The following is a 25064-nucleotide window of genomic DNA, read 5'->3' as shown; positions in this document are numbered from 1 at the left end:
GGAGAAGTTCACGCTACCGGTGTTGCGAAAAGAAACATTTTAAAATCCATATTTTTTTCATCTAGTAAGTTGTTTGTATCTCATATAAATAATAATCCGACGGGCACATACACTACCAAGCGGTATAAACATAAGAGCATTCGTTAATGATATGACAGCATGCTCTTTCCCCCATTTTGCTGCAAGTACTCGTAAAAGAAGAATGCCAAGAAATAAAATAACTCCAGCGACAGAACTTTGTGTAGTTACGACTCCTCTTTCATGATTAACACGAATTTTTTCTAATTTTCCTCTCCATATCCCGATACCTATGCCAATTGTTAAACAAATGAAGTACAAGATAAAGCTTTTCGGCGTTAAATTATCTGAACTTAAAATAGAAGTACTCGTTATCCAAATTAACAAAATTGGTATTATCCACATTCGAGTTGGTCTAACTTTTTTCTCCCTTAACATAAGAAGAATAATGACTAAAAGGATAACCAAGTAGCTACTCATTTTTTACCCTCTCTTTATTTAAAAATAAATTCTTAATAAAAGTATATTTTAAAAGATAATAATAATAGTCCATTTTTTTAAACTACTATCCTCTTGTAGATGTAATTTCAAAGAAGTACCTTAAAAAGACTTTATTCTCTCATAAAAAAACCTCCCCAATTAGGAATGTAAAAGACTTTTGCCATCTTTTCATTTCTACTCGGAGAGGATCAACTTAAATGTAAAATTGGGTATAAGTAGTTGTTATTTTGATAACTCATTTACCTTCTTTTATGTAAAACATAAATATTATAATACTGCTGGAATTATATACTCTTTAATTAACGGCCATCTATCTCGTGGATTCACGATGAATTCTGAACTAATTGCCACAACCATATTCATTTTTGGTATACAACAGATCATATTGCCTCCATCCCCTATAGCTGAATATGTAGAAAGTCCGTCTTCTTGTCGTAGCCACCATAAATAACCGTAATTATTAGAGTTCATCTCTTTTGAATCACGAATCCATGTCTCTGAGAGAACCCTTTTATTATCCCAAACGCCATTGTTTAAATAAAGGTAGCCAAATCGTGCCATATCACGAGTAGTTAATGTGAGTCCCCATCCACCTGTCGATTGTCCGTTTGGATCATGTACCCACCCCTTAACGTTTTTCCCGAATAAATCATCAAACCCATAAGCGTTCATTTTATTGTTAGGAATTTCTTTCATGCCAAGCGGTTTAAACAAATGTTCATTAGCGAACGCTCGTGCACTCTTGCCAGTACTTTTAGTAAGAATAGCTGACAGTAAATGTGCTCCAGCTGTGGAGTATTTAAAAGCGCCTAATTCCCCCTTTTCACCTATAATATCAAGTGTATATTTTATCCAATCCTGCTGTTGACATAGAATATCTAGCGGCTCATGCCAATCCTCATATGGATAAGGGACTGTCATCGTGAGAAGATGTCGTATAGTAATCTGTTGTTTCTGCTTATTAGCATCAGAAATATATTTAGGGAAAAAATCTATCACCTTTTCTTCAACACTTTTAATATATCCTTTATCGATAGCGATGCCTATAAGTGCAGATAGTACACTTTTGGTTACAGATGCTACGTGGTGACAATCATCAGGACTTTTCCCATTAAAATATTTTTCATATGCTAAATTACCATTTCTAATTATTACAATACCATTTATATTGTTATAATCACTTTTTATCGTGTGCTCTAGCTTGGAAAGCTTTTCATTGTTCATATATATGCTTTCAGCCTTTACCGTGTGCCAATTTATTGTTGTTTGCATAGGAACCTCCTAATGGTTATTTTGTCATTTTTTCTTTACAGGAAAATATACCTCCGTAATGTAATCCTCAGGGGAGTTTACTTGACGTGGATCTGTTACATATATTTCATATGGCGGCAATATCAATTCATAACCCTCGTTTTCGATCCACTTCATTAAATTAGCATAGACAGATGTTAATTCTGGATATGCCCCCTTTAAAACAGATTTAGCACAGAGACTTCCAGGCAAATCTCTCGTTCCTTTGACAGACTCAACTATTGGAATAGCGAACTCAGTATCATTACCAGTAGGATTAAATTCAGGGCTGTGGTAAATCGTCATCGGCTTACCAAGTAAAGTGAGCTGCTCCGTCGCAATCTTTTCATATAGCTTGCTAAAATGGTTACCATATCCCGATGCATAGTCATCACTGCTCATTATGAGTCGCTTATGAAGGATATTCATCGGCTTTGTTTCAACCAACTGTACTTCGATAGCGTCAAGGTACGACATGATCGCTATCCCCTTTTCTAAGTTTGCAATATCATGACTTAGTTGTTTTATAAGATATTCAAAAGCCTTTAGTTTTTCTTGCATCTCATTTCTCTTATGGTTAAGCGCCGAACAAAGCATTTCTTCGGATTGATCCTCTTCTATTTCCAGCATAGTTTTAATTTCTTCAAGAGAAAAATGATACGATTTTAACCGATTGATATAGAGCATCCTTTTTAGTTGTTCGATGGAATAATACCTATAACCGCTTTCAGCATTTATCTCATCTGGGTTAATTAATCCAATTTCATCGTAATATCGAAGTGTTTTTGTCGAGACACCACATATCTTCGAAAATTCTCCAATTGTTAGCACAAAACCACCTCACTTATAGATTTGTTACTTGCTACAATTCATTTATACACCTTCCCCTTAGGTCAAAGTCAACGATCAATTTCCCCTTGGGATAAATCAATTAGCTTTCGCTACAGAAAACATTTGCTGAAAGAAGTTAAAACTATCGCTTCAGATAAACAATACGCCCAGATTTTGAATTGTGCCCGCATAATTTATTCTTATAGCTAGCTAGGGGGGCCTTAACAAACAGAAGCTCTCCTCGTCGTTTTCACGATCAAAGAGAGCTTCTTATTCTATATAAATACGGGGGAATTTTAACTAGCTTTTAAGTACAATGTTCGGTTTCCAATCAAACATTTTTACGAGCTAAATTTTATAACAACAGATACATAGTTGGGGATCCTACATATCAAAGAAGTTAAATGTTTTGACAAAGTGTTATTACTTGTTTAACGGCTTCTGCCGATTGATGGAGCGCCGCTTTTTCTTCATTTGTCAGGTGCAATTCAATAACTGATTCAATGCCATTGCCACCTAATATTGTCGGTACACCTAAAAATAATTCGTGGTAACCGTACTCTCCTTCTAAAAGGGCGATAGAAGGAATTATTTTACGTTGATCTTTCATGATGATTTCAACCATCTGTGCACATGCAGCGGCTGGCGCATAATAAGCACTACCATTGCCTAACAAACCAACAATTTCTCCGCCACCTTTACGTGTACGTTCTACGATTTGCTGTAGTCTGTCTTGAGGAATCAGTTTTTCTAATGGGATACCTCCAGCATAGGAATATCGAATTAAAGGGACCATTTCGTCGCCATGTCCACCTAAGACGAATCCTGATACATCCTCTGGTGCAATTTGCAGTTCTTGTGCTACAAATGTATTAAAACGCGCTGTATCTAACACACCTGATTGACCGATGATACGATTTTTTGGGAAGCCTGTTTCCTTATAGCAAACATATGTCATGGCATCGACTGGATTGCTTAATATAAGGACTATGCTGTTCGGAGCATAATGTTTTATTTGTCTAGATACTTGTTGAATAATTTTTGCATTCGTCGTCACTAAATCATCTCGGCTCATGCCTGGTTTACGAGGAATACCAGCTGTAATAATGACAATATTTGCTCCAGCTATATCCTCATAATTGCTCGTTCCTTTAATAGAAACATTAAATTTTTCGATTGGTCCTGCTTGTAATAAATCCAGCGCCTTTCCTTTTGTCGGATTCTCCGCTTCTGGAATATCTAACAGGACAACATCGCCTAGCTCTTTTTGGGCTAAAAATAAGCTTAAAGTTGCACCAGTATGACCAGCTCCAATAACAGCGATTTTACTTTTTCGAAATGTCATTAAGCCTCACCTCGATTTTCAGTAGCTGTTGTTTCCGTCGTTTTTTTAGCACGCGTCGATGTTGGAGTTGATGCCGGCTTTTTCTTTGGTGCTTCTGGTCCTTTAATCATTTGAAAAACATCTTCATCTGGCCGCGGAATTACGTGAGCGCCTAATAGTTCTCCAACACGCATTGCAGCGGCTTTTCCAGCTTCTACTGCTGCCTGGACAGAACCAACATCACCTTTTACGACTACAGTCACAATCCCACCATCGACGAACTCTTGCTTGACGATAGTTACATCTGATGACTTAATCATCGCATCAGCAGCTTCGTAAGAGCCTACTAATCCTTTTGTTTCAATCATTCCAATAGCGCTACTCATTCTCTTCACCTCGCATTACTTCTGTAGAATCAATAATACCTATAACGACCGCATCGATAGGTAACGGATTTTCTTTCATAATATAACGGGATGATCCACCACTTGTAATGAGTACATCATCTCCAATTCCTGCCCCGATACGGTCAGCTGCTACAATTTCTGTACGAATTGGCTGTTGATTGGAATCGATAGGTTGAATAATTAATAATTTTAAGCCATTCAAACCTTCTTCTTTGCGTGTTGCCCATACACTACCTATCACTCGTCCCATCTGCATGAACTTCACCCTCTTTATCTTGCATGGATTATACTAAAATTACTCAGAGCGAATTGTTAACGTCTTATTCAGCTCTCGTATTTTGTCATACGCCAATGCTGTCACAATTGTTTTTTTAGGAACCACAATTTCCTGTGCCTCTATTTCAAGCACTTCTACTTGGGAAAGTAGTTTCTTTTCAAATTGATAGCTTACTGGTTTTTCAGCCTGACTTACGACTGGTGCAAGTTCTTTGACATTCATTTGTTCCTTAGCTTGAGCATTGACAATTTCCGCAAATGCACCTTGTTGGATTAAACCGGCATTTGCCTCATCTGTATCGATATGCATCTCCAATCGATAACGCTCTGAAACGCGAATCATTACATTTGATAAAATAATCGGTCTTATACCTTCTACTTTAATTTGTACCGATTGTCCGTCCACTACTTGGAACCGAGCACTGTCAGTCGGCGACATATGAATATGTGCTTGTGCAATAATCAGTCCCTCATTTAGCACGACACTGCCCTTTGGACCAATAAGTGTAACGGGGCTAGAGCCTTTTATATCTCCTGATACCCTTAAAGGTGGCTTAACCCCTAATTTCATCGCGTCTGTCCAGCTAATTTCTACTTGAGATAATGAACGTGCTGGACCTAAAATGCGTACCCGCTCGATAGAACCCTTTGGACCAGCAATAACAACTGTTTCCTCAGCAGCAAACTGTCCTGGCTGTGAAAGCTCAAACTTCGGTGTTAATTGATAATTCTCACCAAAAAGCTGCTCCACTTCCGCTTGAGCAAGATGTACATGTCGTGCTGATACACCAATAGGGATTTTTCCGTCATGTTGAGAGGAAGGCTGATCTTTTAAAACTTGCTGTAATACTTCTTCAACAATTTTTTGGATTAAATTTTCCTGCATCTAACCTCCTCCTTATGTCAATGATCTGATAATTCTTCCTTGTGCTTGCTGTTCAATAAAGCCCGCATTCGCTTCATCTGTATCAATATGCATCTCTAGACTAAAATCGTTTGATACACGTACTACAACCCCACGAAATGTCACAGGTCGCTCACTATCAACTTCAACAGATACTAATTCATTATTTTGTACGTCCAATACTGATGCGTCTTCTTCCGTCATATGAATATGTGCCTGTGCAATAATAACTCCCTGCTTGATGATTATTTCTTTTTCTTGATTGATTAATTTGATGCCAGCTGAACTTTCGATATCACCCGATTGTCTCAACGGAGGGGTTAATCCCAATTTCATTGCATCTGTTCGACTAATTTCCACCTGTGTTGCCGCTCTTACTGGACCTAGTACACGTACATTGTGAAGAACACCTTTTGGTCCCTCAATAGAGACACGCTCTTTAGCTGCAAACTGTCCTGGCTGCGAAAGATCAAAATCCTTCGTTAACGCTGCATTCGGACCAAAAAGTGCCTGTAAATCCTCTTCACTGACATGTATATGCCGAGCTGAAATGGCCACAGGAAATGTTTTTGTCGCTGTATTCAAGTTAGCCACCTCTATATCTTTTTAGCTATATTGTTATAGGGAATAAAGCAGGATGACGAGCAATGTCTAGCATCCTGCCCTTCCGTTTATGATGTTCTATCCGTCGGTTCGGACCTTCATTCCTTCGCTCTGGCTTCTATCCTTCGCTTCGGCTTCTCTTTCCGTCACTTCGTCTCTTCTTTCCGTCGCCTTTTTCGGACTGAAATAAAATTAAGCTTCTGCTTTTGGTAAAATTAATTCTATTTCATGGTGTGGGCGTGGGATTACATGAACTGATAGAAGTTCTCCAACACGTTGTGCCGCTGCTGCACCTGCATCAGTAGCTGCTTTTACTGCTCCTACATCACCACGAACTAATACAGTGACAATACCGCCACCAACATGTACTTTTCCTACTAAATTTACGCTAGCAGCCTTCACCATTGCATCCGCCGCTTCAATTGCTCCTACTAATCCTTTTGTTTCTACCATTCCTAATGCTGTACTCATTTGTCATTCCTCCAAATTATTTATTTTGTAATGTTATTTGTTTTAATACTTGATCAACAATTTGTTGAACTACGGCTGTATCCAAAGATGGATCTTGTGCCTTGATATTCTCTACTACTGGTTTTGCTAAAAATTCTGGTTTTGGCACTTCTACATCTTTAATGCCATAAGCCATACGTTTAATATTTAATAAATGTCTCGCTGTAATGTTATCGGACGTAATATTGCCACCAAACGTACCACACCCTAATGTAAAGGATGGTGCCAATCCAGTAGTTCCACCAACTGCGCCAATAGATGATAATGTATTGACAACAATTCTGGACACTGGTAAATCGACTGAAAACTGTTCAGCTAAAGCTGTATTCTCTGTATGAATCGAGCACGTATGTCCGCGTCCACCTATGTTTAGTAAATCAATCATCACCTGTTTTGCCTCTGTACTGTCCTCAACTGTATATAACGCAAATATCGGTGATAGTTTTTCAAGTGAAAATGGAATGTTCTTGCCGATCATCGTTTCCATGCCAACAAGTACTTTTGTATCTTCCGGCACGGTAATTCCGATAGAATCTGCTAAGCAAGCTGCTGACTTACCTACAATTTGAGGATTTACCTTCCCTGGTACAGGAGAAATAAGCTTCTCCATCTTCACCTTCTCTTCATCGCTCAAAATATACGCATTGTTTTTCTTTAACTCTGTTAAAACTTGCTCTGCAATGACTTTATCTACGATTATTGATTGCTCTGTAGCACAAATTGTGCCGTTATCAAAAGACTTACTTTGTACAAGCTGGCGAACAGATTTAGATATATTCGCAGATTTTTCAATGTAAGCTGGGACATTTCCTGGTCCTACACCATATGCAGGTTTGCCTGAACTATAGGCTGCTTTTACTAGAGCACCGCCACCAGTCGCTAAAATTAAGTGAATATCTGGGTGCTTCATTAATTGCTGCGTAGCTTCCATAGAAGACATTGTTAAACATTGTAGCAATCCTTCTGGTGCGCCTGCTTTTTCTGCAGCTATTCTACAAATATCTAAAGCTTCCTTTGTACAATCAACCGCATATGGGTGTGGGCTTAGAACGAGACCATTTCTAGTTTTCAATGAGATAAGTGTTTTAAAGATTGCTGTTGATGTTGGATTTGTCGTTGGTACAATGCCCGCGATTACGCCAAACGGACTAGCAATCTCTGTAACTTTCTTCATTCGATCGAATCCAACGACACCAACAGTCTTCAAATCTTTAATATCTTCATAGACATCTCTAGAGGCTACCTCATTTTTCATTTTTTTATGATTAGGTATGCCCATTCCTGTTTCCTGAACGGCCATATTTGCCAAACGTTCTGCCTCTTTAAATGCGGCATCCGCAACAGCCTTGACGATATGATCTACTTGTTGCTGTGAATACTGCATGTAAGCAGCCTGTGCAATATTGGCACGTCTCACGGCGTCTCTCATTTCTTGAATTGCTAATAAATCTTTATCTAGTGTGGCCATAAAGCCCCTCCTTTCTAAACAACTGGATTTCTCGCTAAATTCTCAATAGCCTCTCTAAATGCATTTGCAGCAGCTTGGCAGGATGATTGGCTACCACTTAGTAAACCGCCACCGAAATTGGTTTCAGATGGTGGACCAAAGAAGACCTTTAGTTCTACATCTGCCGCCTTTAATGCCGCATCTAAACCAACGACAGCCTCAAGGGGCGGTGCTATTAAATAAGCAAGGGCTGTTCCAACTTTAACGTTTGCTAGCTCAGCCAGATACGTACCACAGCTTGCTACAGTATGTGCAAAAAGAGCGTGGTTTTCATTTTGAAGAATGGCTTCAAAATACGTATCAAACTGGATTTTTTGCTGAATTGCATCGAAACCACTGCGTATTTCATCAGGCGAGCTACCAGCAATGATGCCAATGACTTCACCAGATAATGGCCCAGATGCGTGTGCAGCTCCAGCATAAAAGCTTTTTGCATAAACAACGTCAACATCTGCTTTTTTCGTAGCTTCGTCCAACGCTACATATCCAACATCATCTATTGTTAGAGTTACGAGTCCAATGCTATTGTGATATGGCTTTAAATCTAATTGCTCTGCTAATTCATTATTCACTCTTGGAATGATTTGCATTGCCAAAATTTCTGCCATAATTTTTTGAGGATTCATTGTTTGTCCCCCTAACCTTCTTTTGCCACAAGACCAACTCCACTTGCCTTGTAATGCAATATTTTTTGCACGACTGTTCCTAAATAGGCTCCAGCCTCTAACGGTGGGATACCACCTTTATGAATGTTCGAAACGACCATTCGATCAGCTTCTACTGTGCCAATTCTAGGTTGATAGCATATATAGGCACTCATTGACTCGGCTGATACAAGTCCCGGACGCTCACCGATTAGATAAACAATCACTTCTGCTTGTAAAAGCTCGCCAATTTCATCCATAAGAGCTACACGCCCTTTATCAATATAGAAAGTCGTTCCTATTTCTATATTTAAATTATTGAGACTTTGCTGTAACGCTAAATAAACATCTTGCACATTTTCTTCTATCGCACTTGCACTTAATCCGTTAGATAGAATGATTTGTACCTTTGGATTTTTTGCACACTTCGATTGGATAAGTGTTTTTGATTCATCTGATAAACGACGACCTAAATCAGGTCTAGTAATATATTCTTCCTTATCTGTCACTCTTGTTGTTACTTGAAAGACGTCAAGCTTTTGTAGGAGCCCTTCTGTCACTTCCCCATACACCGCATCTACTGCCGCCGCATGATCGAGTCGGAACTTTAGCCACGTTTTTGTTTTTGGCCTTGTCCCAGCTCTCCCAACACCTATTCTTGCAGGTGTATGCTTTTTAGCAGCTTGAACACTTTCAGACACTTCATCCTCTTCAAATTTAAAAGCTGTAATAGGTGCCGTAGTGTCAGTTGGTTCATTATTACTTGCGCTGTAGTACAATTGTTCATGGTTATGTGATTCAGAATGATAAAGTTTAATTAATGGTTCATTTGACCGTTCTATTGCGCTCGGACTTGCTACTATATCAGCTTCACTAGTTTCCTTAGCTTGAAGTTTAATAAGTATTTCCTTTTGGTCTTCTATTGGTACAGCCGTCTCATGGGAAGGTTCGTCGGGCGTTTGATTGCCCATCTTTTCTATTACGAGCTGTGTAATCATCGATACTAATTGTTCATTCAATGGACTCACCTACCTTTCAAATATAGATAAATCGCCAGCTATTGCAGATAGACGACCATTTTCATAAATGCCCATTTTTTCTAACCACGCTAGATATTCAGGTGCTGGTTTTTTACCAAACGTTTGAAGTAATGTAGCGACATCATGGAAGCTCATTGACTGATAGTTCAACATGACATCGTCGCCCATTGGTGCAGCTATAATAAAGTTGACACCAGCAGCTGTTAGTAAAACACTTAAATCTTCAACATCATTTTGGTCTGCTTTAATATGGTTTGTGTAACAAATATCAACGCCCATTGGAATTCCGTGCATTTTGCCCATAAAGTGATCTTCTAGTCCTGCACGTATAACTTGTTTGTTATTGTATAAATACTCAGGTCCAATAAAGCCAACTACCGTGTTCACAATATACGGATTAAAATGTCTAGCAAATCCGTAATTGCGCGATTCAAGTGTTACTTGGTCAATACCCATATGTGCCTCAGCAGATAGCTCCGAGCCTTGTCCAGTTTCAAAATAGAATAAGTTCGGTCCAGTTCCTGTTCCTTGCTTTTTCACAAGCTCCTCTGCTTCTCTTATTAGGTCAGCAGAAATACCAAACGAGCGATTAGCAATTTCTGTTCCTGCAATACTTTGGAAAATCATATCGGCAGGTGCACCTTGTTTAATAGCCTTCATCTGTGTTGTAATATGTGCTAATACACAGTTTTGTGTAGGAATCGACCAATCATTGATAAACTCCTTTGTTGCTTGCAATACTTTTTTCACACTTTCAACTGAATCATCTACTGGGTTAATCCCAATGACCGCATCACCTATACCATAGGACAGGCCCTCTTTTAATGAAGCAATAATACCGTCAATATTGTCTGTTGGATGATTCGGCTGTAATCTTGAAGAAAGTGTGCCCTTTTGTCCAATCGTACTATTACAAGTTGACAGTATTTCCACTTTATTGGCAGCATGGACGAGATCTAAGTTGGACATTAGCTTTGTAACGGACGCAATAATTTCTGAATTCATACCCTTGCTTAAGCGTTTTAATTCCCGATCGCCTGTGTCATTGGATAAAATATATTCTCGTAGTTGCTCGATACTCCAGTTTTTAATTTCTCCATAAATTTGCTCATTAATATCTCCTTCAATAATGCGTGTCACTTCATCCTCTTCGGGAGGAACTAATGGGTTTTCTCTTATATCTTTCACTAACAGCTCACTTAGAACGGCCTTTGCCGCAATTCGTTGTTGTACAGATTCAGCAGCAATTCCAGCTAACTGATCTCCTGATTTTTCTTCATTGGCCTTGGCCATTACATCCTTCAATGATTTAAAATTATATTTTTCTCCACCAAATATCACCGATAGATTCACATTCATCCTCCTTACTTTGAGTGAAAAGCAAGTGTTTTTACAACGACTGGGACAACTCCAGATGGCAGTACTTCTCCAATGTCAATGTAATCGCCTGTTTCCACTTTGATTTGATCGATGCAAATGATGGGAACTGTTTGATTAATCGCTTGTATCGTTTGCCCAATAACTTTTGCATAATCTGATTGAATGACTATGATAATTGGTAGTTCCTTGGAGCTTATCGTCGCTAAGTGTTTCAAAATAGCTTCACATAAAGCACGGACATCCTGGAAGCTTAAATAGGGTAACTGACTAAAATAGAGTGCAAACGGTGAGCGATTCTCCTGTATAGAAAATAGAGCATTGGCTCGTTCAACCGCTGTTTTTACCGCATAGTCGAATTCTTGGCTGTTCGTATCCATATGGCAATCGAAAACAGGCACATTTTTTAAAGGCAATACTTCCGCGTCTACTTGAATCGTTGCACCACTAATCTCAGTTGTTTGGGTACCTGCACCAGTCACCGTTGCCCGTGCTGTTTCCTCTGGTTTTAGCCATAAAAAGGATTGTAACTGTTCGTGCTGCAAAAGGTATGTCGCCAATTTTTCGCCGATATCATCATATTGACGGTTTGTACATGCCTGTTCATAAATACAAGCCGCTACACCACCGGAAAAAACGACTGCTTCAACTGGTTTATTCCAAGTTGGCAAATGTCCTAACAATAACGGATGCTGTTCATCTGTCAATTGTCCGCTGAGTGTCATCGCGACTATATCCGCCATTTCTTGGATTAGTTGTGTGACACGTACATCCTCTGCTGCATCACCCACCTTTAATGGCTTTGACCATTTTTCCATCAGTTTCATAATGGGTGGTGAAATCGATTGGACAATGCCATTCTGAAATTCTATGAGTCTCCCTCCGACATGCAATGTACACGTACCAATTACTTCTCCGTAGTGCATTACCGCAATATTTGCTGTACCACCACCGATATCGATATTAGCGATAACTTTGGCCATATTTTTTGATTGTTGTAAAGTACCCGCGCCCTTTGCTGCAATGATTCCTTCCAAATCGGGTCCGGCGGTAGCAACTAAAAAGTGTCCAGCTGTATCCGCAATCGCATGAACCACCTCGCTAGCATTTTCCTTTGTTGCAGATTCGCCTGTAATAATAATGGCACCTGTTGCAATATCTGCTGGTGCAATTTGGGCCAATTGATATTGCTGAAAAATAAATTGCTCGATTTTTTCCATATCGATAATTTCTTTATTGATAAATGGTGTTTTAATAATCGGGCTTTGATGTAAAACCGTTTTTTCAATAATTTCTATGCGAGGCACATGCGTTACACCTGCAACGTTTTTCAACAGAAAACTACTGACGACCATTTTTGTTGTACTTGTTCCAATATCAATGCCTGCACTATAAATTTTTTCTGTCTTCAACTTACTCCCCCCTCTCGCCACTACTGGCAATACATGAGATAAGGACTATCACGATCCTTCACAAACTGACGAATTTCTTCTTCAGAATTGAGCTGAATAAGTGGCGCAATAAACTCAATACCAAGCTTTTGCCACGAAGAAGTTTTCACAATAGGACCATGCGTCATGACATTTTGTAATAACGCTGTCGCTCTTTCTACATCTGCAAGAGGTGCATCAATTTTTGTAATAACACCAATTTGTATTTTGGGAATTCCTAAGCTAAATTGCGGAGGAAAAACACTCCTTGATGACGTGGCATCCTGCAAATAAATCACATGTGTGACTTCAAGCGATGTTGCCATGATGTTTTTGTAATACATTGGATTTTCTATATATTCTCCGGGTGTATCAACAATCCAGTCATCATAAACGAGCGCTTGTGTTTTATTGGCTTGTCTATCTTTTCCTAATAACGCATTCATCAATGTCGACTTCCCTGCTTGCACACCACCTATGATCATTACTCGATTTTTCATACGGCACATCCTATGACTTCGTTATTTTTGATGGCGTATAGCCAAGCTTCTCTGATAGAAAACGATTAATCTCTAACATCGCCATTTCAACCTCGGAGACACTGCCAACAATTACGAGACTGCCGGTAAAGCGATCTAAAAACCCAAGTTTTACGTTCGCTGACTTTGTTGCTAAATCCCCTGCGATAATAACTGTCTCACTTGGTGTACATGTCATGATGCCAAGTGCACCTGCTTCTTGGATACCTAGCTTTTGAAACATATCAGGGTCAGGGTTTGCGATTAGATGACTTAATGTTAGCTGCTTTCCTGGCACAAACTCCTGAATAAACCGTTTCTTTTCTTCACTCACACGTCATCACCTCTTTCAAGTTCATCGTTCATTTAATCAAGACTTTTGCTCTAAATATTCTCCTTCTTTAATAATGCCCGCCTTGCGGTCCTCTTGTTCTAGCCTTAGAGCTGTTGGAACAGATAGCTTATAGGCAAATATAATTGCGATAACACCCGCTAAAAACTTACCAGCAATAACCGGTAAAATAATAGTCGGTTGGAAGTTAGCTGTAAACGATAAATGATCTCCGAGAAGGAATGCTGAACAAACTCCAAAGGCAATGTTAATGACCTTATCTTTCGGTGGCATATGTCGAACAAGTGTAAACATGGCTAAAATATTAGCAATTGTCGCTAAAATACCAGCGCTCCCTACTGACGATAGGCCTAATTTTTCACCTGCCGCTTCTAGAGGCTTCGATGCATATTTTCTTATTAAGTACACCATTGGGAATGCACCCGCTAACATAATACCGATGTATCCAGCTGTTTCAAGTGCCCGGAATTGATCGACTTTATCTGCCATGATCGGATCAAAGCCCCATGCACCAAAAACCTTCGTAAAAATACCTGTGAAAATTTCTACAATCGAGAACACTAGCACAAGCTTGATTGCAGCATCCATCACACGTCCAAAAATCATGAAGCCTTTGATCATGCCATTTGGAATTAGTTTTAGACCTAACGCAATTAACACGACAAAAATAAATAAAGGCAATAAATTAATTAATATTTGTAAAACAGAAATGGCAAAAACATATGTTGGTGCCGCCGTTGTACTAATAACTTCACGAACCTCCGTATTGAACATCACGATCAAAATAGAAGAAATAAATGCTCCAATCGGAATTGTTAAAACACCCGCCATAATACCTAAAGCCATATATTTATGATCTCGCTTATCTAACATGGCAAGCCCCATTGGAATAGAGAACACAATTGTTGCACCTGACATAAATCCGACAACTAGAGCCATGACCCATCCTTCATAAGACTCTTTTAACGCATTTGCTAATTGATAGCCTCCCATGTCCGACGCTAAAATTGTCGTTGCCGCAATCGCTGGATCAGCACCAATCCATTCAAAAATCGGACTAATAAAATGACTTATAAACCACGTTAAGTAAGGTATAGCTGCCATAATCCCTGCAGCAGGTACAAAAATATGTCCAACCGTATGAATACCATTCATAAACTCTTTACCGATTCCATATTCAGCATCTCGAATTGCCCCAATTGCTCCTAAAACTGCACAAATCATAATAATATAAACGATAACCGTTCCTATCATTGCCATCCTTCTCATCACCCCTTATATTTTTCTATTTATAAAAAAAAGACGCATTTAAAGAGGAAATCCCTTTAAAGCGTCTTTGCTTTAACTATTTACTTGTAAAGTATTGATAATGCGCCTTGCAATAAGCGCCATTTCCTGTTGAGTCTGCATACTTTCACTTCGAATTTTTTTATAAGCTTCGTCCTCACTAAGGTTCTCTGACTTCATGAGCAAACCTTTTGCTCGTTCGATTATTTTTCGCTTTTCTAATTCTGTCTGTTTATGCAGCAATTCCCCGTTTAAACGGTTGAACTTATCAATCTGGTGAAATGCCACTTCCAACGCCGGAAGGACATTCTTCTCAGAAAACGGTTTCATTACATAGCCTAAAATATTATCCTGCTTCATATACAGTAACAATTCTTTTTCACTATAAGCTGATATAAATAGCACTGGTATACCGAGCTGCTGTTCAATAATTTTACTTGCCTTTAAACCATCTAGCTTTGGCATTTTAATGTCCATTAAGATTAACTGCGGCTTATGTGTAAAAGCCAACTCAATTGCTGATTCTCCATTATTCGCTTGTGCTACCACTTCGTAGCCATTATCCTCTAACATAAACTTTAAATCAATTGCAATAAGGGACTCATCTTCGACAATCATAACTTTCCTAGTCATTTAGGATAAATACCTCCTCACTTACAGGGAACTGGATTTGAGTATGTGTACCTTGTTCACTAGGGATAATTGAAAATATGCCAGCTAAATCATGTTCAACAAGCCTCGTTATAATCTCCATTCCAAACGATGCCTTCACCTCTTGCATTCCAACGCCGTTGTCAGAAATATGAAGTGAAATAGAAGATGCATCTTTTTCAAATTGGATATCGATTGTTCCCTCTTCACGACCAATAAAAGCATATTTCAGTGCATTTTGCAGTAGCTCACAAATGATTAATGCGAGCGAAACAGCTTTTTTAGAATGACAAAATAACTGTATATTATCGTGATGAAAGGTTAATTGAATAGATGATGTGTTGAATGTGCCAATCATTTTATGACCAATCTTTTTAGATAACGCGATAACATCTACTTTCTCTTCAGCGTTATCCTCATTTTCTAAAATAAGTTCATAAACAGATGAAATACTATATATACGATTTAATGCCTCTTGAAAAGCACTCGCACTGGAAGCTGACAAGTCATTTCGCATTTGCAAGCGCAATAGACTCGTAACTGTTTGTAAATTATTTTTCACTCTGTGGTGGATCTCTCTTATAGCGAATGTTTTCATCATTAATTCATTTTCTTTCAGCTTAAGCTCTGTAAGATCATGAATTATGAGAAGTGTCACTTTATTAAGTTGATCACGAATAGGAATTTTCTTTACAATAAAGGATTTACGATCAATCGTAATTTCTAAGAAAAAGACATCATCGCCTTTATCATAGATTTCCTGTAAAAAAGGTAAAATTTCATCCAAAGCAACGTTGTCAAAACGCTCAAGTCCGGATAGCTCCAATATAAATCGGTAGCCTGCAGGATTGCTATAGATGACCTTGTTTTCATGATTCGTAAGAATAATCGATTCCACTAGCAAATCAGAAACAACTGGAATCGGTTGAGAGTTCGGCTCAACAATATGCTCAATTAATGCAAAAGGCATTTGCCTGAAATCATCTTTAGGTGTTGTTTTCATTTCCACCTTTTTTTCCTGGATTAACACAGCAATAACTTGTTGTTGGTCATTAAAGAGAGGGACAACGTTTTGTTCAACCGTTATGCCTTCCTGAGTGATTGCTCTAGTCATTGACGATTTTTCTTTATTTTTAAAAGCAGCAAATACTGCTGGCTCAAAGCTTTCAAAGACAAATTTGCCAATTACAGATTTTTCGTATAAGCCTCTTTCTGTTTTTGGGAATGCCTCTGCCACAACAATTGCATGCGGCAAGTTTTCCAGCATACAATCTATGAACATATAACAATCTGTCAACTCAGCGTAATACGATAATGTAATTTCAAGTTCTATTAACTTCTCTACATCTGTTGCAGATAAGCTCGTATATTTTCGACACAATGATTGAATGTTCGACAGGTTCATGCCCCCTATCACAGAATAATTAAATATTAAATTTGATTATTCTAAAATTTCTTGTCATCATTATAAACCTTTTGCAAAATTATTTTCAATAAAAAAAATAATTTATTTTATTAAATTTCATTGCATTACAAAGAACTATATAGCTTAAAAGAGAAATATTCAACACTTTTTTCAAACCCAACATTATCCCACGATAAAAAAGTTATTTTAATATATAAAAAAAAGCGAGAATGCAACAGGTGCAAACTCGCTTTTTCCTACTTTATTTCTGGGGTAACAGCTAATATATCTTCAAATGTTTCACGCTGCTTTGCCTCTTCTTCATTCATTAAAATATGGATATCTCCGCGGTCGTTTGAAGTACGAATTAAACGCCCCATTCCTTGCTGTAAACGAAGTTGCATAAATGGTAATTCCACTTCTTCATATGGATTTTCTGCAAATGTACGTTTCGCATCAAATAATGGATCGTGTGGAGGGAACGGTAAATCAAAAATAATAACCCGTGTTAATGCCTCCTCCGGCAAATCTAGACCTTCCCATAAATGATAGGAGCATAATGTTTTAATCGTGCCTTCTTGGAAATCACGAACAATTCCTGACAGTTCACGATCCCCTTCAAACGCTACATACATTCGTTCCATAAGAGGTAGTTCCGCTTTGAAATCTAACATTGCTTGTTTGGATTTAAATAAAATTAAAGTTTTTTCACCGTCACGTAATAGTTGTTGAACCCGCGACGTTTTCTCCTTTTGAGAAAGTTCATGTAAATAAATTCGCATAACTTCTTCATAATCAAATGGAGAAGGAACAGAAAACGATTGATAATCACGAATTCCTAAACTATAGGCAATATATGAAAAATCTTTTTTCACTGATAAAGTTGCTGAAGAAAATATGATTGGAAGTTTTTTAGAGAATAGTTTTTCTGCTAAAACTTCTGTGATAAGACGCGGCATAATGACAAGCGTTTCTTCCCCATCAGTTTCCTCTAACCAATCTACTGCATCTCCCTGTGCTATAAAAATACGTAAAGAAGCCTCGTATTGTTCTAAATACTCCTCTGCCATATTTAATTCATACTCCGGAATCATATACATTTCAGATTCAAAAACAAATTCCTCAAGTAATGTTTCGACATCTTGAATAAGTTGTTTCCCGTATTTCAATAGATTTGGCGATTTGTTAATACGTTTACGCTCTTCTTCAGAAGCGACTAGATCGTCTCGCAGTTGGTCAAAAAATAGCTCATGGTCATCTTGTAATTTTTCCATCGCATATAATGTACGTTCTCGCACACCATCTACCATTAAACGCTCTAACAATTGAACAATAGTTGTCGCCTGTACTTTATACGTCATTGCTTTTTGTGCAGCATATTCTAATAAATGACCTTCGTCTAGCACGATCATTGATACATCCGGCAATAAAGCTAATTGCCCTTCACGTTCACGTGACTCCTTTGTAGCTAAATGTTCCATCAAAAAGTCTTGTGAACAAATAATGAGATCCGCTGATTTACGATAATGTGCACGATGTAATGTTTGACCACATCGATTACGTAGGTCACATACTGAACACTGCATAATCGAGTTGTAATTTACTTTTTGCCAATCTTCATCACTGACTGTTGGATAATCGCTTCGTTCACCATAGGGTTGTATTGCAATCATCGAGCCCTGTGCATACACTCCATCAGGTATAGAAAACGAAATATCATCAATCCATTCATCAGTTTCGACTTTCTCAGCTTCCTCAAAACGCTTTAAGCATAAATATTGGTCACGTGACTTTGCTAGGCGGACATCGATTTCAAGACCTAACGTTTTTTGTAGCTTATAAATATCGCCGCCCTCTTTTACTAACTGGTCAATTAAGGTTTCATCAGCACATGCGATAAGGGCTGGTTTACCAGTATAGCGTGCATAAGATACAGCCGGTAGTAAATAGGCAATTGTTTTACCAGTCCCTACCCCTGCCTCTGCAAAAAGCACGTTTTTCTCTTTTAAGGCCTGCTCGATTTGATAAGCCATAAAGATTTGCTCATCACGGCATTCAAAGCCCTTTTCAGGTAATTCATCGTAAAGGACGTCCCCCATCCAGTCACCTAATGACTCAAAAAATGAGCGGTCCTTCGTTAATACAAATGGTAAAGATTTACGCAATTGACGCTCCCCCTCTAACTATCTGGTCCTATTATACGCGACGAAACGGAAGATAAGAAAAAATCTTATCTTCCGTTATCATTCGTTAATCTCTTTTAGACTTTTGTCCCCAGAACTGGTAATAATTCGTTTCAATAAAGCCATTGAATAATTTACGTTTCTTTGTCGATTGATGACCGTACAGTTCCTCAAAGTTTTTCATTGAGGATAACATGTACACAGACCAAGTCGGATAGTTTTTCATGACTTTTCCTAAATCACGAATTACCTGCTCCACGATCTCAATGTCCCCAATTCGCTCCCCATATGGTGGATTACCAATCATAACACCATCTGTTAGCTGTGTTGTAAAATCACGTGCTTGCATTTGCTTGAACGTAATCATATCACCAAAGCCCGCTTCTAGTGCATTTTCTTGTGCAATACTCACCATGCGATGATCGATATCTGACCCAAAAATTTCTAATGGTTGATCATAGTTCGCTAAGCTATCAGCTTCATCTCGCACTGCATCCCAAATTTTTGCCTTCATCCATGGCCATTCCTCTGAAATAAATTCACGATTATAGCCCGGTGCAATATTTTGTCCAAGCATTGCTGCTTCTAAAGCAATTGTGCCTGAACCACAAAATGGATCAACGAATGGTCGATTTGGATTCCACTTTGAAATTTGTACGAGTGCGGCTGCTAATGTTTCTTTTAATGGTGCTTCACCCTGTGCTTGACGATACCCACGCTTATGCAAGCCAACACCCGATGTATCAATAGTAAGTGTAGCCACATCTTTTAAGATTGAAACTTCAATTTTATAAGTTGCACCAGATTCATCTAAAAATCCTAAACGCTTATAATGCTGTTTCATGCGCTCTACTATAGCTTTTTTGGTAATAGCCTGACAATCTGGTACACTAAATAATTTTGATTTTACAGACTTCCCCGATACTGGGAAAGCTGCATCAACGGGTAAATATTTTTCCCAAGGTAACGCTTTTACACTTTCAAACAATTGTTCAAAAGATTTAGCAGGAAACTGGCCTACAACAATTTTTACTCGGTCTGCTACACGTAGCCATAAGTTTGTTCGTGCAATGGCCGTCTCGTCACCTTCAAAATACACTTTACCGTTATCGACTGTTGTTTCATAGCCTAGTGCCTTTACCTCTTGTGCCACAATCGACTCTAATCCCATTGCAGCAGTTGCTACTAATTTATAGTTTGCCATACACTAATTCCTTCCTTGATGTTCAATTTCCCAATACTCCAGAAACTCCATAAGTTCATGAAGTGGTAAAGGTTTACTGTAATAATAGCCTTGGATTATATCACAGTTCATTTTACGTAGTATATCCACTTGTTGTGCTTGTTCTACACCTTCAGCAACAACTTTCATTTTTAAACGATGCGACATTTGAATAATCGCATCCACTACTGCTTGTTTTTCATCGAGTGAGCCAATATGCTGAATGAAACTTCGATCGATTTTTAAATAATCGAGGGGAAAACGAACTAAATAACTAAGAGACGAATAGCCTGTCCCAAAATCGTCAATAGAAATTTTAAAGCCCATTTTCTTCAGTCGCACAAGCTTGCTAACCGTTTCATTTGCGCTGTTCATCACTGTTCGTTCTGTAACTTCGATTTCAAAATTGTTAGCAGGTGTGTTGTAACGCTCTAATATCGCTTGAACAGAGTCTAAAAAGTTTTGTTGCTTAAAGTGAATGCTGGAAATATTGATGGCAACAGGGGTCTTATAGCCAGATTGACGCATCTCTATAACTGCTTCACAAGCTTTTTCTATAATTACTTCGCTTAAAGGTATGATTAATCCTGTTTCCTCCGCATAAGGAATAAATTCTGCTGGAGAGACAAATCCTAGACTTTCACTTTTCCAGCGAATAAGTGCCTCTACCCCTTGTATCTTTTCATTTTCCATAGATATTTTAGGTTGAAAGTGCAGCTCAAATTCCCGGCTTTCAATGGCTCTCCGTAGTTCCGAATCTAATAATAAAACACGCTGAGAGTCCGTCTTCAATTCATCAAAATAAAATGCATAGTCGTTAAGACCATTCTTTTTAGAATACGTCATCGCCTTGTCAGCACAATGAATCAATTGCTCTGTTGTTTCACCATCAATTGGATACATACTGATGCCAATACTTGTAGAAATAAAAATATCTTGGCCATTAATATCTAAAGGCTGTTCAATAATACCTATAATTTGTTCAGCAAAATTTGCAGCTTCTTTAGCACTTTTTACGTTTGTCAACGTTATAATAAACTCATCACCGCCATATCTAGCGATAATATCTTTATTTTTCAACAATGTTTTTAAGCGTTTTGCTACTTCTACTAGCATCGTATCTCCAACAGCATGACCTAACGTATCATTAATTTGTTTAAATCGATCTAAGTCTAAAAAATAGACTGCATGCTGTACTGAATGAGAGATAGTAGAAGTTGATTCTAATAAATTATCCATTCTTTCAATATAAGCAAATCGATTTGATACTTCCGTTAATGAGTCCGTTAACAAACGCTTTTCTAGTTCATTTTCTACGATCTTTCTTTCAGACAAATCCGAGAAAATGCCACAGTAATTTGTAATCTCACCCTCATCGTCAGCTACACCGACAATTGTTAACCATTCTGGATATACATCTCCGGTTTTACGACGATTCCATATTTCCCCCTGCCAAATGCCTTCTTGTCGTATCATTTGCCACATATCTAAATAAAATTGTAATTCATGTACACCTGACTGTAGAACGGCTGGTGTTTTACCCATCACTTCATCACGTTTATAGCCAGTTACAAATTCAAATGCAGGATTAACCAATTCTATTCTTTTGTGTTTATCCGTGATCATAATCCCTTCAGATACATTTTCGAAGATTTTTGTCAATAAGGCAGTAGGATATTTGGAAATCGAATTTAGCTTCTCCAGACTATCGTTCACTCCGCTCATGATTCCGCTCCATCCTATCTCTCTATACTACCCTCATTTTTTAGAAAAGCGCTTTTGCGCCAGTCTACTCGTATGTAGACAATATGTACATCGTTGCGATAACAGTTTAACTTCTTTCAGCAAATATTTTCTGTAGCGAAAGCAAAGCTTCAGCTAGTACGCGAAACGTCCGTTACAGAAGTCTCCCACCTCTATAGGTGGTGAGATGTATGCTAATTTAAGCTACTTTTCAGCGTGTGTCCAAACACCCGCTGAAATAGAGGAACTCAGTCTAAGAACGCCACGTCCTGTGGCAATTTATCTGTGCGAAAGCGAAGCGACAGCAACACACGACTGAGTGACCAACTTCATGTTGGCCTGAAGCCTCCGGCGGATGTCACAGAATCGGTAAGGAGTTCTTAGGGGATGTTAGCCTAAAATCATCGCATCCATGCGATAACGGCTAACTGACCTGCATCGGTAAAAACGCCACATCCTGTGGCATTATCGAAATGACCGACATCGTGTCGGCCCTCGTGCAGGCCTAAGCACAAAACCGATTCCGGACACAATTATGCCAAGACATAATTGATCTAGATGTTTTTGTTTCGAATCGTAGTGACAGAGGCATGACCAACAGTGTACAGCCTTATTCTCAAACGTATATCGCGCATGTTTAGACATGCTTCACAAGTAATTTTTTCTTACTATAGTCAAAAGAAAAGCTCTCCACCAAATTGGAGAGCGCTTGTCATTTCATAATAAGCATCAAAAAATTCCATAAGCCATGTTTTGTTCCCGAGTACTCAAACAGCTATCGCCTCGTACGACCGGGTAGTAATCATCTATCTACAGAGCGAACTCTGTCCCTCTATCCGTTCAATTCCTTTTAGAGAGTGCCCCTACCATAATTTGGGTTTCTCACTCGTGGGGTTTACCTCGTTCCACCTTGCATGTTTCCAAACAAGCTACGTCACTGTGGCACTTTCAGGAAGTTTCAACCATATCATAAAGACTTAGGTTTTCCTTCCGCCGTCAGCTTTTACAGCTGCCTTACCTTATTTTTTCAGTAAGCACGAACACTACGGTCATCTCAGAACCGTGCGAGCATGGACTTTCCTCTACGACGTCTAGCGCCGCAGCGATTACCAGAATTTCATGATGATAAAAAGATTATACTAGAGTTTTATGATAAATACAACATTATTGATAAAAATTTATTCGTACAACTTACTACCAAAGACGTGTTTCTCTAAATTAGAAAGACGTTTTAAAATATCAAAGTTAGTCGTACCAGCTGTCGATGCGACAGGTTGTCTCTTAGGTGTATTATCAATTTCTTCTTTTAACTGTTTATTTTCTTCACGAAGTTGGGCCACCGCTTTTTCGAACGTTTCATAGTCTTGTATTATCTCATCAAGAAATGAATCGACTTCTTCTACATTGTAGCCTTTAAAGTTTTTCTTAAATTCCTTTTCAAGGATCATTTTTGACGTTAATTTAATATCCATTCACATCGCCCTTCCTCACACTACGTCGTTTAATTATAGCATACTTCATCACATTATATCGTCTGAAAACATCAAATGTAAGGCAAAACTTGTCGTTTCTTGCGCTTGCCCAGGAAATTATTTCTTATTTCCTAACCTGAGCAACCTCTTCTCCCAAGAAATTTCCCATTTTTGCTTTTGATCTACTCTCCATTGCTCATTCTTCTTTATTAAATTTATACCCTCTTGCGTATAATAAAGGGCTTGGTCATAATCTTTCATTTGATGCTCATATATCATAGCTAGCTGTTCTAATACGTGCAACTTTTTTCGTTGATCAACAAAATGTAGAGAAGCCACAAATGCATCGATTGCTTCACTAAACTTTTTATTTCTTTTATGCTGTATGGCCAAATAATATTGTGCATTTCCCGCTTCAAGTGCATCAAATTGGGTCGTAACTTTCTCTAAAATCTTTACACTCTGCGAACTCTCTTTTAAATCGGCATACCACTTACCGATATTTGTAAACGTTTTAGCCGATTCTTCGCTTGTCCCTTCAAATAGCAAATTTGTAGAATGGACATAAAGCGTAATCAGTGAAAGTAAATCCCATTCATTATGAAGAAGGACTTTCATCAGTGCATCTGGAACACCGCTTTTAATGGCATCTAAATATATTATAGGTGCAAGATATCCAGGTATATCTCCAATGCGGGAAAAACCAAGCTTCTCTTCTTCCACAGATTTTAATTTCATTCGTTCCATATCATTTTTCCATAAACGCTTCGAACTATGCAATAAATCGATTTGACGTTGTGTACGTAGCTTAGGTAATTCTTTTTGGTGGAGCGTCCAACGTGTTTCAAGTTGTGGCCAGTCAAAGCTTTTTCCATTGTAAGTAATAATCGTCGCAGTTTTTTGCCAAAGCTTTGATTCAAAAAGTAACGCTGCTTCATGAGCAGGATCCGCTAAAAGATATTGAGTTAAAATAAAACTTTCATCTTCCTCTGACACTTCTAAAAAACCTAGAAGAAAAATTTGTGTGCCTACACCCTTTAAGCCAGTCGTTTCCGTATCAAAAAATAATACTTTTTCATTTTTTTCTAACGCATATGGATGTTCGAACTTTGCCTCTTTCCATTTTACTAACGCGTCAAAAAATGACTGCAATTTATAATGACCGTGCTGATAACTAAATGGATAACGCACTTGCCGTTTAAATACAATACCGAATTCATTTTCTACAACTGTCAGTCCCGCTTTTTCCCACTGCTCTGTATAGCTTGGAGATACAGGTTTTTGAAAAGCAGGTTTAGCCTCTTTTTTTATAGTTGTTGTCGTTTTTTTACCGAGCATTTTTTTCATTTGTAAAATTTTATTTTCGTAAGACATTACATTCACTCATTTTCTGCATTTTATATTGCTTTAACTTATAGTATTTTTTCTTCACTTATTGCAATCATAACTCATCTTTTAGCTTCTGCACAAAAAGAAGGTAAAAGTAGTAAGGCTAGACGAGTGTTCTTATCACTTTTCTTTCGTTTCATAGCAGCTTTCCGCGTGTAGATTTAAATGGTTATACAATAT

At 38.3% G+C, this 25064-nt stretch carries 24 protein-coding genes and 1 other RNA gene; all 25 read right to left on the bottom strand.

What is annotated here, in order from left to right:
* Positions 1-57: 57 nt before the first annotated feature.
* The 25 genes from ACFTQ7_RS07510 to ACFTQ7_RS07390 all read right to left on the bottom strand — a co-directional run bounded on the left by ACFTQ7_RS07510 (position 58) and on the right by ACFTQ7_RS07390 (position 24869).
* Complete coding sequence (locus tag ACFTQ7_RS07510) at positions 58-498, bottom strand: CcdC protein domain-containing protein (RefSeq protein WP_386827964.1); 441 nt, start codon at positions 496-498, stop codon at positions 58-60.
* A 288-nt stretch (positions 499-786) separates the two neighbouring features.
* Positions 787-1791, bottom strand: a complete 1005-nt coding sequence (locus tag ACFTQ7_RS07505; protein WP_386827963.1) for a serine hydrolase domain-containing protein — start codon at positions 1789-1791, stop codon at positions 787-789.
* A gap of 24 nt (positions 1792-1815) precedes the next feature.
* Complete coding sequence (locus ACFTQ7_RS07500) at positions 1816-2640, bottom strand: MerR family transcriptional regulator (RefSeq protein WP_386827962.1); 825 nt, start codon at positions 2638-2640, stop codon at positions 1816-1818.
* A gap of 400 nt (positions 2641-3040) precedes the next feature.
* The gene (mdh, locus tag ACFTQ7_RS07495) at positions 3041-3985 is read right to left on the bottom strand and encodes a malate dehydrogenase (protein ID WP_386827961.1); all 945 of its coding nucleotides are present in this window, start codon (positions 3983-3985) and stop codon (positions 3041-3043) included.
* Positions 3985-4350 (bottom strand): BMC domain-containing protein, encoded by a 366-nt coding sequence (locus ACFTQ7_RS07490; RefSeq protein ID WP_337990913.1) that lies wholly within the window; start codon positions 4348-4350, stop codon positions 3985-3987. Before ACFTQ7_RS07490 ends, mdh begins: the two co-directional genes overlap by 1 nt.
* Entirely contained in the window at positions 4343-4627 is a 285-nt protein-coding gene (locus tag ACFTQ7_RS07485; protein WP_053593749.1) for a EutN/CcmL family microcompartment protein, read from the bottom strand. The genes ACFTQ7_RS07490 and ACFTQ7_RS07485 overlap by 8 nt, the downstream gene beginning before the upstream one ends.
* 39 nt (positions 4628-4666) lie before the next feature.
* Positions 4667-5533, bottom strand: coding sequence for a phosphate propanoyltransferase (locus tag ACFTQ7_RS07480; protein ID WP_386827960.1), 867 nt, complete (start codon positions 5531-5533; stop codon positions 4667-4669).
* 12 nt (positions 5534-5545) lie between these two features.
* A complete protein-coding gene (locus ACFTQ7_RS07475) occupies positions 5546-6136 on the bottom strand; it encodes a phosphate propanoyltransferase (protein WP_386827959.1) in 591 nt (196 codons plus the stop codon).
* A 210-nt stretch (positions 6137-6346) separates the two neighbouring features.
* Positions 6347-6625: a BMC domain-containing protein gene (locus ACFTQ7_RS07470; protein WP_049666569.1), complete on the bottom strand. Its 279-nt coding sequence runs from the start codon at positions 6623-6625 to the stop codon at positions 6347-6349.
* 16 nt (positions 6626-6641) lie between these two features.
* Complete coding sequence (locus tag ACFTQ7_RS07465; protein ID WP_386827958.1) at positions 6642-8132, bottom strand: aldehyde dehydrogenase family protein; 1491 nt, start codon at positions 8130-8132, stop codon at positions 6642-6644.
* A 14-nt stretch (positions 8133-8146) separates the two neighbouring features.
* A complete protein-coding gene (eutL, locus tag ACFTQ7_RS07460; RefSeq protein WP_386827957.1) occupies positions 8147-8797 on the bottom strand; it encodes an ethanolamine utilization microcompartment protein EutL in 651 nt (216 codons plus the stop codon).
* Between the two features lie 11 nt (positions 8798-8808).
* On the bottom strand, positions 8809-9834 hold the full coding sequence (eutC, locus tag ACFTQ7_RS07455) for an ethanolamine ammonia-lyase subunit EutC (protein ID WP_386827956.1): 1026 nt from the start codon (positions 9832-9834) through the stop codon (positions 8809-8811).
* A 9-nt stretch (positions 9835-9843) separates the two neighbouring features.
* A complete protein-coding gene (locus ACFTQ7_RS07450) occupies positions 9844-11214 on the bottom strand; it encodes an ethanolamine ammonia-lyase subunit EutB (RefSeq protein WP_386827955.1) in 1371 nt (456 codons plus the stop codon).
* A 5-nt stretch (positions 11215-11219) separates the two neighbouring features.
* Positions 11220-12644 carry an ethanolamine ammonia-lyase reactivating factor EutA gene (locus ACFTQ7_RS07445; RefSeq protein WP_386827954.1) on the bottom strand — a complete coding sequence of 475 codons (1425 nt, stop codon included), beginning with the start codon at positions 12642-12644 and terminating at the stop codon, positions 11220-11222.
* Between the two features lie 20 nt (positions 12645-12664).
* Positions 12665-13162 carry a EutP/PduV family microcompartment system protein gene (locus tag ACFTQ7_RS07440; protein ID WP_386827953.1) on the bottom strand — a complete coding sequence of 166 codons (498 nt, stop codon included), beginning with the start codon at positions 13160-13162 and terminating at the stop codon, positions 12665-12667.
* A gap of 10 nt (positions 13163-13172) precedes the next feature.
* Positions 13173-13514, bottom strand: a complete 342-nt coding sequence (gene eutS / locus ACFTQ7_RS07435; protein ID WP_283871719.1) for an ethanolamine utilization microcompartment protein EutS — start codon at positions 13512-13514, stop codon at positions 13173-13175.
* Between the two features lie 36 nt (positions 13515-13550).
* Positions 13551-14792, bottom strand: coding sequence for an ethanolamine utilization protein EutH (eutH, locus tag ACFTQ7_RS07430; protein ID WP_386827952.1), 1242 nt, complete (start codon positions 14790-14792; stop codon positions 13551-13553).
* 81 nt (positions 14793-14873) lie between these two features.
* The gene (locus tag ACFTQ7_RS07425; RefSeq protein WP_241747145.1) at positions 14874-15452 is read right to left on the bottom strand and encodes an ANTAR domain-containing response regulator; all 579 of its coding nucleotides are present in this window, start codon (positions 15450-15452) and stop codon (positions 14874-14876) included.
* Positions 15445-16875 (bottom strand): sensor histidine kinase, encoded by a 1431-nt coding sequence (locus tag ACFTQ7_RS07420; protein WP_386827951.1) that lies wholly within the window; start codon positions 16873-16875, stop codon positions 15445-15447. Before ACFTQ7_RS07420 ends, ACFTQ7_RS07425 begins: the two co-directional genes overlap by 8 nt.
* Before the next feature lie 257 nt (positions 16876-17132).
* Positions 17133-19040 carry an ATP-dependent DNA helicase gene (locus ACFTQ7_RS07415; RefSeq protein WP_386827950.1) on the bottom strand — a complete coding sequence of 636 codons (1908 nt, stop codon included), beginning with the start codon at positions 19038-19040 and terminating at the stop codon, positions 17133-17135.
* 85 nt (positions 19041-19125) lie between these two features.
* Positions 19126-20262: a THUMP domain-containing class I SAM-dependent RNA methyltransferase gene (locus ACFTQ7_RS07410; RefSeq protein ID WP_386827949.1), complete on the bottom strand. Its 1137-nt coding sequence runs from the start codon at positions 20260-20262 to the stop codon at positions 19126-19128.
* 3 nt (positions 20263-20265) lie between these two features.
* Positions 20266-22005 carry a putative bifunctional diguanylate cyclase/phosphodiesterase gene (locus ACFTQ7_RS07405; RefSeq protein WP_386827948.1) on the bottom strand — a complete coding sequence of 580 codons (1740 nt, stop codon included), beginning with the start codon at positions 22003-22005 and terminating at the stop codon, positions 20266-20268.
* Between the two features lie 755 nt (positions 22006-22760).
* Positions 22761-23141: RNase P RNA component class B (gene rnpB / locus ACFTQ7_RS07400), an RNA gene on the bottom strand.
* 60 nt (positions 23142-23201) lie between these two features.
* Positions 23202-23495: a cell division regulator GpsB gene (gpsB, locus tag ACFTQ7_RS07395; RefSeq protein ID WP_386827947.1), complete on the bottom strand. Its 294-nt coding sequence runs from the start codon at positions 23493-23495 to the stop codon at positions 23202-23204.
* Positions 23496-23612: 117 nt separating this feature from the next.
* The gene (locus ACFTQ7_RS07390; RefSeq protein WP_386827946.1) at positions 23613-24869 is read right to left on the bottom strand and encodes a ribonuclease H-like domain-containing protein; all 1257 of its coding nucleotides are present in this window, start codon (positions 24867-24869) and stop codon (positions 23613-23615) included.
* Positions 24870-25064: the final 195 nt, after the last annotated feature.

Source organism: Lysinibacillus sp. NPDC056959 (assembly GCF_042674095.1).
GTDB lineage: Bacteria > Bacillota > Bacilli > Bacillales_A > Planococcaceae > Lysinibacillus > Lysinibacillus zambalensis.
This window is presented reverse-complemented; position numbering and strand designations above follow the sequence as displayed.